General features: G+C 46.7%; 7 protein-coding genes. 2 read left to right on the top strand and 5 right to left on the bottom strand.

The annotated features are described in order from the left end of the window. Positions 1-208: 208 nt before the first annotated feature. Both FO447_RS12710 and FO447_RS12715 read left to right on the top strand, forming a co-directional pair. Complete coding sequence (locus tag FO447_RS12710; RefSeq protein WP_200756645.1) at positions 209-2,167, top strand: DEAD/DEAH box helicase; 1,959 nt, start codon at positions 209-211, stop codon at positions 2,165-2,167. Between the two features lie 207 nt (positions 2,168-2,374). Continuing rightward, positions 2,375-5,101 carry a beta-glycosidase gene (locus tag FO447_RS12715; protein ID WP_200756647.1) on the top strand — a complete coding sequence of 909 codons (2,727 nt, stop codon included), beginning with the start codon at positions 2,375-2,377 and terminating at the stop codon, positions 5,099-5,101. A gap of 153 nt (positions 5,102-5,254) precedes the next feature. Here FO447_RS12715 and FO447_RS12720 read toward each other — a convergent pair whose 3' ends face one another. From FO447_RS12720 to FO447_RS12740, 5 genes are all read right to left on the bottom strand, one after another. After that, the gene (locus tag FO447_RS12720) at positions 5,255-7,396 is read right to left on the bottom strand and encodes a S46 family peptidase (protein WP_200756649.1); all 2,142 of its coding nucleotides are present in this window, start codon (positions 7,394-7,396) and stop codon (positions 5,255-5,257) included. A 27-nt stretch (positions 7,397-7,423) separates the two neighbouring features. After that, positions 7,424-8,632, bottom strand: coding sequence for a Fic family protein (locus FO447_RS12725; RefSeq protein ID WP_200756651.1), 1,209 nt, complete (start codon positions 8,630-8,632; stop codon positions 7,424-7,426). A gap of 38 nt (positions 8,633-8,670) precedes the next feature. Beyond that, entirely contained in the window at positions 8,671-9,204 is a 534-nt protein-coding gene (locus FO447_RS12730; protein ID WP_200756653.1) for a hypothetical protein, read from the bottom strand. An 11-nt stretch (positions 9,205-9,215) separates the two neighbouring features. Next, positions 9,216-10,547 carry an ATP-binding protein gene (locus FO447_RS12735; protein ID WP_200756655.1) on the bottom strand — a complete coding sequence of 444 codons (1,332 nt, stop codon included), beginning with the start codon at positions 10,545-10,547 and terminating at the stop codon, positions 9,216-9,218. Positions 10,548-11,266: 719 nt separating this feature from the next. After that, positions 11,267-12,730 (bottom strand): oligosaccharide flippase family protein, encoded by a 1,464-nt coding sequence (locus FO447_RS12740; RefSeq protein ID WP_118191617.1) that lies wholly within the window; start codon positions 12,728-12,730, stop codon positions 11,267-11,269. Positions 12,731-12,741: the final 11 nt, after the last annotated feature.

The following is a 12,741-nucleotide window of genomic DNA, read 5'->3' on the forward strand; positions in this document are numbered from 1 at the left end:
TGTAACTTTCATGCAAAGGTAATAAAATATTGCAGAAATCTGCAAGAAACTCACATTTTTTTTGTATCTTTGCACCCGAATTTAGGCAATCTTAATAAATGCGTATGATTGCCGCAAGCGTTTCGGAAGGATTTTGCACCCTAATTCATGGCTGGGAGGGTGAATTCGGCCTTCCATTTAGATTATAATGAATTAAGGTTAAAAAGATTTGAAGACATTTGAAGAATTAGGCGTGAGCGAGGAGATTCGCCGTGCCATCGAAGAGCTTGGATTTGAGAATCCAATGCCAGTTCAGGAAGAAGTAATCCCATATTTGCTTGGTAATAAGAACGACGTGATTGCGTTGGCGCAGACCGGTACGGGTAAGACTGCATCTTACGGTATTCCGGTTATCCAGAAAACTGATGCCAAAAGCAAGCAGACACAGGCTATCATCCTCAGTCCTACACGTGAGCTCTGTCTCCAGATAGCAGACGATTTGAACAGTTTTGCCAAGTACATCGACGGTTTGCATATTGCCGCAGTTTATGGCGGTACCGACATCGGAAGCCAGATTCGCACCCTGAAGCATGGTGTGCAGATTATCGTGGCTACCCCTGGTCGTCTGCTCGATTTGATTAATCGTGGCGTGGCTCAGTTGGAGAACGTGAACAACGTGGTGCTTGATGAGGCTGACGAGATGCTGAACATGGGCTTCTCTGAGAGCATCAATGCCATCTTTGAGAACGTTCCGGAAGATAGAAACACCCTGCTCTTCTCGGCTACCATGAGCAAGGACATCGAGAAGATTGCCCTCAACTACCTGCACGACCACAAGGAAATCGTAGTGGGTTCGCGCAACGAGGGTGCTGAGCATGTAAACCACATCTACTATCTGGTAAATGCCAAGGACAAGTATCTCGCCCTGAAACGCGTGGTGGATTTCTATCCACGCATCTTTGCAATTATCTTCTGTCGTACCAAGTTGGAGACTCAGGATATTGCAGATAAGCTCATCAAGGATGGTTATAATGCAGAGGCGTTGCACGGCGACTTGAGTCAGCAGCAGCGTGACCTCACCATGCAGAAGTTCCGCAACCATACCGTTCAGTTCCTGGTGGCTACCGATGTGGCTGCTCGTGGTCTGGACGTAGATGATCTGACTCACGTTATCAACTATGGTTTGCCTGATGATGTGGCAAGTTACACCCACCGAAGCGGCCGTACCGGTCGTGCCGGCAAGAAAGGAACATCCATCTCTATCATCCATACCAGAGAGAAGTTCAAGGTTCGCCAGATTGAGAAGCAGATTGGCAAGGAGTTCGTGGATGGCATTTTGCCAACCCCAGAGGAAATCTGCAAGAAGCAGCTCTTCAAGACCATGGACGACATCATGAAGACCGATGTGGATGAGGATCAGATTGAACCATATATGGCTGAAATCAACCGCCAGTTTGAGTACATCGACAAGGAGGACATCATCAAGAAGATGGTGACCATCACCTTCGGTAAGTTCCTCGATTACTATAAGAATGCTCCTGAAATTATCAAGCCTGAGACCGGCAAGGGCTCCCGTGGCGGTGAAGGTCGTGGAAGTCGTGGCGAGGGCCGTGGCAAGGTTTCCAATGGTCGCAGAAAGCATGAGACTGAGGCTGGTTTCAAGAGACTGTTCATCAACCTGGGTAAGGCGGATGGTTTCTATCCGGGCGAAATCATGCAGTATCTGAACAAGCACGTGAAGGGTCGCCAGGAGGTTGGTCACATCGACCTGCTGAGTAAGTTTGCCTACATCGAGGTGCCTGAGGAGGATGCGAAGCGTGTGATGAAGGCATTGAACGGAACTGAGTACAAGGGCAGAACCGTGAGATGTAACGATGCTGATGAGGAAGGTCATGGCAGAGCAGCCCGCGGCGGACGCAGTTCTGAGGGCAGAGGCGGTCGTGGTTCAGAAAGAGGAGGTCGTGGCCGCAGAGGTTCTTCTGATGATGCAAGAGACTCTCGTGATTCTCGTGGAAAGGGAGGACGTGGAAGCCGTGGTGAATCTCGTGGCGGCAGAAAGTCTCGCCCTCAGGAGGATACAGGCGATTGGCGCCAATTCTTCCAGAACAACGACAATGTGAAGTTCAAGGGCGAGGAGCCAAATTTCGAGGAAGAAGGTTGGGCTCGCCGCAGACCTAAGAAGAAATAATTTAGGCAGCGATTTATAATAAGATGAAAGCCTGCATCAAAGGAATGTTTTGATGCAATATCCATATTTTGCGGTAAAAATACAGCAATTTCTTTGGTAAATTGCGGTGTTTTTACCGCAATTTTTTTATATTTGCAGCCGTAAACATCAAATTTATAGTATCTTTATACGCAATTTTAACCCTAAAAGATATTCTGTAATAAGTTAATGAAGAAAACTGTTCTTATCGCTTGTCTGGGACTGGTAAGTCTGGGCTTGCAAGCACAGAGCATTTCGCTCGCTGGTGAATGGAATGTGGAGTTGGGAAAGAGCGGTAGTGTTTTTGCCAAGAGTAAGCGTGCCTTGCAGGGTGAGGCGCAGCGTGCCATCCTTCCCGGTACCATCGATACGAACCGTCTGGGATTCGCTCCGAAAGATACGATGGAAACAACGCATCTTACGAGACTCTATGCCTATAAAGGAGCTGCAAGATATTCCAGAACCATCAATATCCCGAAGGACTGGAAGAAGAAGCCGGTAGAACTCTTCCTGGAACGTACCCGACCGACATGGGTGTATGTGGATGGAGAACTGGTGGATTCCTGCAACTTCATCTCTACTCCTCAGCGCTATCTTCTGCCAAAGAAGGTGAAGCCGGGCAAGCATCTCCTGGAAATCGTGGTGGATAATGGAAGAGGTGTGCCTGATCAGGTTTACGGTTCCAGCCATGCTTATACAGAAGATACGCAGACCAACTGGAATGGAATTATCGGAAGGATAGAACTCCAGCTAGCCAGCTCTGTAGAGAGCAAATCTGCAGAAACTCTAACAGGAGCAATCCCTAGCCGTTCTGTAGCTTCTCCTTCCGCCCTTCAGATGCCTGATTTCGCCAAGGATTTCCATATCGAAGGCGCTCACTTCTACGCCAATGGTCATAGGATATTCCTCCGTGGCAAGCACGATGCGGCTGTATGGCCGCTGACGGGACATGTAGAGATGAGCGTGGAAGGCTGGATGAAGTATCTCGGAACCTGCAAGGAGTATGGAATCAACCATGTGCGCTTTCATTCCTGGTGTCCACCGGAGGCGGCTTTCGTGGCAGCGGACAGTCTGGGAATCTATCTCCAGCCGGAGCTTCCTTTCTGGGGTTCTTTTGACAAGAAGGATGAAAGGCTGATGGCATTCCTGCATCAGGAAGGCGAAAATATCCTCAGAGAATACGGTCATCATCCTTCTTTCCGAATGATGGCGCTGGGTAATGAACTCTGGGGCGACATCGACAAGATGAAGGAGTTTGTGGATGATTTCCGCAAGATTGCGCCAGATAAATACTATACCTTCGGAAGCAATTACTATCTCGGTTATCAAGGAATAAAAGAAGGAATGGATTACTTCACCACTTGCCGCATCGGAGGCGAGGGATGGGGCAAATACAATACTCATACCCGTGGTTCCTTCTCGTTTGCCGACGCTTACGATGGCGGAATGATCAATCATTTCCATCCTAATTCTACGATGAATTTTGATGAGGCTTGCGATAAGGCAGGAATCCCAATCATCTCTCATGAAACAGGCCAGTTTCAGACCTATCCTGACTATCGGGAGATGAAGAAATACACCGGAGTGCTTCATCCTTATAACTTTGAAGTGTTCCGCCGCAGGCTGGCTGCTGCCGGAATGCTTTCGCAGGCAGATGATTTCCACAAGGCTTCGGGCTTATGGAGCGTGAAACTCTATAAAGCCGATATAGAAATGGATCTTCGCACCAAGAATATGGCGGGCTTCCAACTGCTCGATATTCAGGATTATCCCGGTCAGGGAAGTGCTTTCGTAGGCATCCTCGATGCTTTCATGGAGAGCAAGGGAATCACTACGCCCGAGGAATGGCGCCAGTGGTGCTCGCCTGTGGTTCCTCTGCTGGAAATGAAGAAGTTCTGCTTCGAGGACGGCGAGAAGATTCAGGCTAAGGTAAAGGTAGCCAATTATGGTGGTTCTTCGCTGAAGGGCAAGAAACTGAAATGGCATCTGGCTGCCGAGAACGGATTGTTCTGTATGGATGATGGAACTTACAGCACCAAGGATGGTGAAGTGAGAAAGAATGTGGGCGACTTGATGGCAGAGGATGAGGGAGTATTGAACATCTTTTCATACGATGAAGGTTTGGTGGATGTGGGTGAACTGAATGGTGTCTTCCACGTGCAGAAACCTACCAAGCTGCTTCTTACATTAAACATTGAAGGAACAGAGGCGAGAAACTCCTACGAACTTTGGGCTTATCCGAAGAAGGCGATGGAAAAGAAGGGCGTCATCATAGCCAAGGATTTGAATGAGGAAGTGGTGAAAGTCTTGGAAAAGGGCGGAAAGGTGCTTTGGATGCCTACGGCTTCCAGCCATTTTGTGGCTGCCGATGATACGCTTTCGCAGGCAGATAATGCTACTCCTTATACTGTTGGCGGACTCTTCCAGACCGATTACTGGAATTATCGCATGTTCAAGACCATCTGTGAGAACAACAAGAAGAAGGTTTCTCCAGGAACCCTGGGTATTCTTACGAATCCGGAACATCCGATATTCAAGGGATTCCCTACGGAAATGCACACCAACTGGCAATGGTTCCCTGTCATCAAGGAATCGCATCCGCTGGTGCTTGACAACTTCGCCAAGGATTATCGCCCGATTGTTCAGGTGATAGATAATATCGAGCGGAATCATAAGTTGGGTTTGGTGATGGAATGGAAGGTGGGAGCCGGAAAGCTTCTCGTCTGCATGAGCGATTTGGAAAAGGCTGCCAAATATCCGGAAGGCAAGGCTTTCTATCAGAGTGTAATTGATTATATGCGCTCTGCCGATTTCGATCCATCTGCAGAAATAACGGTGGATGAATTGAAGAAGAAACTCGCCGAGAAGCCTCGTCAGGTTTCATTGAAGGAGCTGAATAATATCTCGCAGTATTAGTTGAGAACCTATAAGAAAAAACAAGAGCGGAAAGCCAGAAGTTAACAGGTTAACAGTTAACAGCTGATTTTCCGCTCTTTTTATATTATCCTGAGATTAATCTTTATCCCAGGATAAACCTTTATATCATCTCTATTGATTTAGAGATAGGAATTACTTTGCATTGATCTCCTTCAAGAGGCGGTCTGCGTGTCCCCACTTATCCATCAGGTAGAGCACATAGCGAATATCTACACCAATGCAGCGAGCCAGGCGCTTGTCGAAGTTGATGTCAGAGCTGAGGCTGTCCCAGTTGCCATCGAAGGCAAGACCAATCAACTCACCCTTGCCGTTGAACATAGGGCTACCAGAGTTACCGCCGGTAATATCGTTGTTGGTGAGGAAGCAGAGCTGCATCTTGCCAGTCGTCTTATCCTGATACTTGCCGAAATCCTTCTCAGAGAGGAGCTCGTGCATGATAGGCTCAGCGTAGTAATCGATTACCTTGTCGCCCTTCTTCATCTTCTCTACGATGCTCTCGGCTGTGGTGTAATAACCAGATGGCTTGCCACCGAGGTCGAAACCGCCTACCTGACCGTAGCTCAATCGCATGGTGAAGTTTGCGTCGCTGTAGTGAGGCATGTCTTCCTCCATACGGAGCTTGGCAGCGCAGAGATACTTCTCCTGCTCGGCGATGCTGTCGTTGATGCTGCCCATCTGAGCAGCGAAATCACCATATACATCGTTCAGATCCATACCGAAGCTTACGCCTGGATCCTTCTCATATCCCTTCTTGTTGAAATAGAGCTTGGCGCCCTTCTTCATGATGAGCGACTTCTCCCAGAGATAATCCACATACTTGGCGTAGTTGCCGCCAAACTCAGCGTCGATGGTCTTGTAGAACTTAGGCAACCACTTGGCATCTACGTGCTCCTTGTAGTTCTTCAAGAGGGTAGCGAGCACTTCCTTATCGAGCGCCATATCCCATTCTGCAGAGTTATCTTCAAACTCATGATACTGCTTCTTCTTGTTCTTCTCAGGACCCTTCACTTCCATGTTGGTCTGGAGCTTGATGGCACGGGTAGAGAACTCGATGTTGCTTCTTCTGGTGAAAGATTCAGAGAAGTTGGTCCAGGCATACTTCACGTCTGCGCTCTCCTTGTAGAGTTTGGCGAGCTTGTCGAAATCTACCTTGTGGGCGAGGTCGTTGGCAGCCTTGGCTGTATCCTGCCAAGCACGGAGACGGGTTTCGTACTCACGCTTCAGATTAACGATGCCGATAGAGTCGATACACTTGTTCATACCGATGGCATTCTTCCAGTAGTTGGAAGAGCTGGCGTATTTGCTGTCGTACTTGATGCGGACAGCCTCGTCGGCACGCATGTGCTTCTGCATCACCTCCTGCTTTACGCCACGAACCTGGGCACGAGGTGCATTCTCAGCATCGCGCATGGTCTGGATTCCGTAGCTTGAAAGATAGCGCTCTGTGCTGCCTGGGTAACCCATGGTCATCGCATAGTCGCCATCCTTGTAACCCTGGAGAGAAACCTGAGCCCAACGCTTAGGATGATAAGGCACATTGTCCTTGCTGTAGGCAGCAGGACCATTGGTCTTAGGGTCAGCATAGATGCGGAATACAGAGAAGTCGCAGGTCTGGCGAGGCCACATCCAGTTGTCTGTATCGCCACCAAACTTACCCATAGACTTTGGCACGGTGAAAACCAGACGCAGGTCGGTGAAGTCGCGGTAAGTAGTAGCGTACCACTTGTTGCCCTCGTAGAAAGGCTGAACGGTGATATGGAGGGTAGAATCGTTCTTCTTCGCCTCTTGGGTCATCTCATTCTCCAGAGAATCGATGAGTTCATCACGCTTTTTGTTGTCGAGTTTCTCGTATCCGAGGCTCATCACCTTATCGGTTACATCCTTCTGTTCAACCATGAAGCTTACGAACATATTCTCGTTAGGCAATTCCTCTGCGTATGATTTAGCAAAGAAACCGTTGAGCATATAGTCGTGCTCCACGGTAGAGTGGCTTCTGATAGCCTCGAAACCGCAATGGTGGTTGGTAAATACCAAACCGTCTGGAGAAACGACTACGCCCGAGCAATAGCCAGAGAAGTTTACCACAGCATTCTTCAGGGCGTTCTCGCCGTTGTAGAGCTGGTCGTAAGTCATACTGAAGCCTTCGCGCTGCATCATCTCATACACAGCGTTAGGCAAGTTGTAAATCGTCCACATTCCCTCGTCAGCGTGAGCGGTGTTGATTCCGCAGAACGCCATGATAGAGGCGATAAGGACCGTTGCTTTTTTCTTCATTACTTGTTTTCTATTTTTATTATGATGTTATTTATTCTTTTTCTCATACCCTTCTTTCCAAGTCTTTGCCAGCTCTGTCATCCGATATTGCTGGCGTGGATGTCTTGGGGTGTTTGGATATTTCATCTCCAAGGCTCCTTCGGCTAGGGCTGGGGTAATGTATTCCTTTCTAAATCTTGTTCTGTTCTTTAATCCAAACAGGTTCATTATATCACCGATGGATAGATAATCTTTATTTATACGTATAATGAGTTCTTCTACTTGGGACGAACTTGGGACGAACTTGGGACAAGTTTGGGATGAACTTGGGACATTTTCTTCTCCTTCTTTATTTATGAAGTTTTTTTTCTGTCCACTTCCTGTTTGGGAATTTAAGTTCGGCTGCTCTTTCCAATCATCAGTCGGCTGGATATGCAAATATCTGTTCTTGAGAACCCAACCATCTTTTAGGAGTAAGTTCCTGAAGAAACGAACCAGGTAGATAGGAGAGTAATCTATGCCTTTCTGAATGTTTCGATAGTTGGCACGAACCAGGGCATTGCGGAAATACCAGGAGTGTTTGGCAAACATTTCGTTGTTCACTTCATATCCTAACGAACGGAGATATTGGATGGTGAAAATTGCCGTGGTTCGGGTGTTTCCCTCTCTGAATGCGTGGATTTGCCAGATGCCTGAAATGAATTTGGCAATATGCTCAATCTTCTCATCATCCGTCAGACCTTTATATGAGAAGTTCTTCTCCTGCTCAATATCCCAGTCCAATGCTCTTCGCAAGTCTTCCCAATTCAGGTAGTTTACGGAATCTCCTTCGAGCACCCATTCTTTCTTGGAAATATCATACTGGCGGATTTCTCCTGCGTGCTTGAATACTCCCTCGAATATTCTTCGATGCAGGGAAACATATCCGTTGGTATTGAAGGCAAAGGTCTTGCTGGCGAGAATCTTCGCGATGTTAGCTGAAACCTTATCTGCCTCTTCCTCTTCTTCGTCCTTAGGTGTGCGGACCGTCTTGCTCTGATAGTAAGAGTCAATCAGTTTTCTGGTTTCGTCCAGAGAGATTTCCCCTTCGATGTTTCGCTTAGCCACATCTATGAGATACGCCGACGGTTGCAGCCCATCTACAGCCTGCAATCCGATAGCCGTCTTCCAGTTCTCGGCGCTTTCCTTCTGCGAAGGTTCTCCTTGTCGAAGATATTCATCGAAGGATGCGAACTCGTTGATATTATCTTTATTCATAGATGTAATGCTTGATATTTAACTTTGCAAAGTTACGACTATTTCCCGAATTTTCCAAGGCTTCGCTTGATTTTCTTCATAATTCGCCTTTTTGCTGATAACATTCCTGGTGATAGAACCTCTTGCTCCAGCATATCCAGAGCCATTCTTAACTCTTCGAGGAGTTCGGGATAGTACTTCATCTGCTCGTAGGCGAGCTTCATGCAGTAGCAGCGGATGGCGTAGGGCTGGGAACAGGCTGTAATCTTGGCGATACAGAAATCGATGAAATCAGAACGGAGTGATTCTTCCTCGAATGGCTGACGGAGAAGGAGTTGGAGCATCAGGCGGCGCTTGGTCTCATTTTTCTCTACGAGAACTCGGTCTATTAAGTCATCGTGCTTGGCATAGAGCCACTCGTTGTTCTGCATGTCGAAATGAGTGAATACCCACAGGGCATTTGTGGATATTCGCTCGTCCTCATCAAATGTTAGTTGATAAAGATGAGCTTTTTTACGGTTATTACCATGGGTAAGAATACAAATCTCATAGATGTCATCCATGCAAAGTTTCTTATTCAGTTTCTTCCTCATGCTTCTATGGCTTATTTGATGATGAAACTCTTCTCTACCTTGTGTTTAACAAATTCTCTAGCTGCGAATAGTGGTACATTTTCCATCCATTTTTGGTCTTGGAAACCTCGCATGGAGAAACGGATACCTTTGAGATGATAGGAGACAAAATCGTGAGTGATAAATGCTGCTAGTGATTTTGCCTTTACATTCTCCTCAGCCTTTACTTCTATTGGTAAGATTTCGCTGCCGGCTTGTACCATGAAATCAATTTCTTGGGTAGAGCTTGGCTTACTGTAATAATATATGGGTAAGTAAGGAAGAGATTTCAGCTGTTGAAGCACGAAATTCTCAGTAAACGCCCCCTTGTATTCGCTAAACACGTTGTTGCCAATGAGAATCTGGTCAGGTTGTGCCATTGTGAGTGCTCCCAACAAACCTACATCAAGCACATATAATTTGAAAGCATCCATGTCTGCATAGAATTTTAATGGAGATTTGGCATCTCTTGTTCTTTCTACCTTATGGACGAGTCCTGCGTCAATGAGCCATTGTATTGCAATCTCGAAATCTTTAGCCCTAGCTCCTTTTCTTATTGCACCATAGATGAACTTCTTGTTCTCGCGAGCCAGTTGGGCTGGGATTGATTGCCATACCATTCTTACTCTTTGTGTCTGTTCTTCGGTGTGTTTGCTGATATCTGCCTCGTATGCATTCAAGATGTTTTGTTGAATTTGCCTTACTTGCATTGGGTTGTGATTTTGTGTAAATTCCAATACTGCTTCGGGCATACCTCCAACAAAGTAGTATCGTCGAAGGTATTCTATGAATTTTGGGGCGAGGCTGTTGATAAGTTCCTTATCTCCGCTTTGCAATAAATCCAAAAGTTGTTTCTCTCCATTGGCAAGTAGAAATTCCTCATAAGTCATGGGGTAGAGGTGCATGATGTCAACTTTACCGACAGGGAAGGATTCTCCTTTCATGTTCATGACACCGAGCAATGATCCTGCTACGATGATATGCAATTCTGGCTTGTCTTCACAGAAATATTTCAGCGAGGACAAAACAGGTGGAATCTCTTGTATCTCATCGAGAAATACAAGGGTCTTGCCAGGAGTGATGTCTTGGTGTGCATAAGCAGCAAGGCCGATGGAAAGTCTTTCTGCATTTGCGTCACCTTGAAAAAGTTGAGCAATGCTTTTGTTTTTGTAACAGTTGATGTAAACCATATTCTCAAATTCGTTGTTGCCAAACTCTTTGATGATATAGGTCTTGCCAACTTGTCTTGCTCCATACATGATGAGTGGCTTCCTGTTACTGGATAATTTCCAGTCTTTCAGTTGGTTGTATATGAATCTTTTCATGTTTGCTACACTTTTGTGAGGGAATGATATTTGTGTCTGTACATTTTTGTGAGGGAATAATGCCTTATTACCAACACTTTTGTGAGGGAATATTGCTGCAAAGATACTGATTTCTTTTGAAAAACCACAAAAAACGTCCTTAAAAATGTGTAAAACCACAAAAGGTCGTCCTTAAAAGTGTGATATTTTACAACAAGTCGAACTAAAAAGTGCAAAAACAGCTGATATGCAAGTGCGCATACCAGCTGCTTTCTTAGTATGCTCGGCAGACCTGCTGACTGCAGTGAGCAGACCTGCTGACTAGGCTCAGCAGAGCTGCTGAGCCTAGTGGCAACTTTCCAGAAGCAGTCTCCTTGAACTCCATATTCTATCTCTTTGAACCTGATCAGACGTCTTCTTTCACTTACGGAGTCGTATTCTTCAGCTTACGGAGCCGTATCCTTCGGTTAACGGAGCCGTATCCTTCAGCTTGCATAGCCGTATCCTTCAAAATACTCAGTCGTTTCGTTTCGTTCACTCAGCCGTTTGCTTTAGCTCTTACAGGGCGCCTTGCTGGCGGCTATTATATCCTGAGTATTGCTCGGGACCAGGAACATTGGGTCCTTTTGTCTATTCTTGAACCGCATGCGAAGGTTCTGTATAATATAAACAAAAGAAGTCCGTGGACTTACACATTGTCCACGGACTTCTTGGAATATAATCTCAATGATTGGAATCTCTTACTTTCTAAAGTATTTTCCCACCACTGGCAGACTCTTTAATGGGAAATCCTTCTTCACGAGATAAGCGGCGAAGATGAGGATGAGCACCGTGTTGATGAGGCAGGCAATTCCACTGGAGAAGTATCTGTTAGCCTCGGTCATTCCGGCAAAGAGGATGAGGGCGAGAACCACATAAATCATAATCTCCTTCACCGGATAGTTGATTGGATACTTCTTCTGACCTACAAAGTAGGAGAGAAGCATGGCTGTTCCATAACCTGCGAAACCGGCCCAGGCACAGGCGATGTAACCATAAACTGGTACGAAGATAACGTTGATGGCAATCAATACCGCACAACCGATGCCCGAGAAGTAAGCACCCCAGATGGTCTTGTCGATGAGCTTGTACCAGAAACTGAGGTTGAAATATACTCCCATCATGATTTCGGCAGCCATTACGATAGGCACTACCTTCAAACCATCCCAGTAGTCGCGACCGATGATGTGGCGCAATACATCCAGATAACCTACTACCACCAGAAAGGCGAGCAGGGTGAAGATGACGAAATACTTCATCGCCGAAGCGTAAGTCTGTCGGTTGTCCTTATCCTTCGCCTTGCCGAATACGAATGGCTCGTAAGCATAGCGGAAAGCCTGGGTAATCATCGCCATAATCATCGCAATCTTGCTGGCTGCTCCGTAGATTCCGAGTTGCGCATGAGCATCGCCCTTCTCATAGATGTAAGGGAAGAGAATCTTGTCGGCTGTCTGGTTCAGAATACCGGCAATACCGAGCACGAGGATAGGCCAGCTGTAGCCCATCATCTTCCTGACGAGCACCTTACATTCACTCCAGGAGCATTTCTCGCCCATGAATCCTTCCTTCAGCTCCTTGTAGAAACAGAAGGTGATGGAGGCGGTACAAACGAGGTTGATGTAGAAAGCATAGCCCACATCGTGACCATCCATGATGACGTAGTAAACCAGGTTGAGCGCAATGTTCAGACCGATGAAGAGCAACTTGAAGGCAGCAAACTTCAATGGGCGCTTCTTGTATCTGAGGTAAGCGAACGGAATGCACTGGAAGGCATCAATAGCCACGGTTACGAACATGGTCCATACATAAGCCGGATGGTCGGCGTAGCCCATCGCATCGCTCAAAGGCGTGATGAAGAGGAATACCAGGGCGATGAAGAGTAGGGAAGTGAAGCCCACCATGCTCAATACCGTGTGATAAACCTTTTCTGAGTTTTCTCCCTCCTTGTTGACAAAACGGAAGAAGGTGGTCTCCATTCCGTAGGTCAGGATAACGAGGAGTAACGCCGTATAGGCGTACATGTTGGTGATGACACCATAACCACCACTTGCGGCGCTGATCTTAGCCGTATAGAGTGGTACAAGCAGATAGTTGAGGAATCTGCCGATGATACTGCTCAAACCATAGATGGCGGTATCCTTTGCTAAACTTTTGAGGTTTGCCATATGTTTAAAAG

Source organism: Segatella copri, assembly GCF_015074785.1.
In the GTDB taxonomy this organism is placed as follows: domain Bacteria; phylum Bacteroidota; class Bacteroidia; order Bacteroidales; family Bacteroidaceae; genus Prevotella.

Coding starts and splice junctions, on each gene's coding strand:
- FO447_RS12715 (WP_200756647.1), top strand. CDS start 2,375: ATGAAGAAAACTGTTCTTATCGCTTGTCTGGGACTGGTAAGTCTGGGC.
- FO447_RS12720 (WP_200756649.1), bottom strand. CDS start 7,396: ATGAAGAAAAAAGCAACGGTCCTTATCGCCTCTATCATGGCGTTCTGC.
- FO447_RS12725 (WP_200756651.1), bottom strand. CDS start 8,632: ATGAATAAAGATAATATCAACGAGTTCGCATCCTTCGATGAATATCTT.
- FO447_RS12730 (WP_200756653.1), bottom strand. CDS start 9,204: ATGAGGAAGAAACTGAATAAGAAACTTTGCATGGATGACATCTATGAG.
- FO447_RS12735 (WP_200756655.1), bottom strand. CDS start 10,547: ATGAAAAGATTCATATACAACCAACTGAAAGACTGGAAATTATCCAGT.
- FO447_RS12740 (WP_118191617.1), bottom strand. CDS start 12,730: ATGGCAAACCTCAAAAGTTTAGCAAAGGATACCGCCATCTATGGTTTG.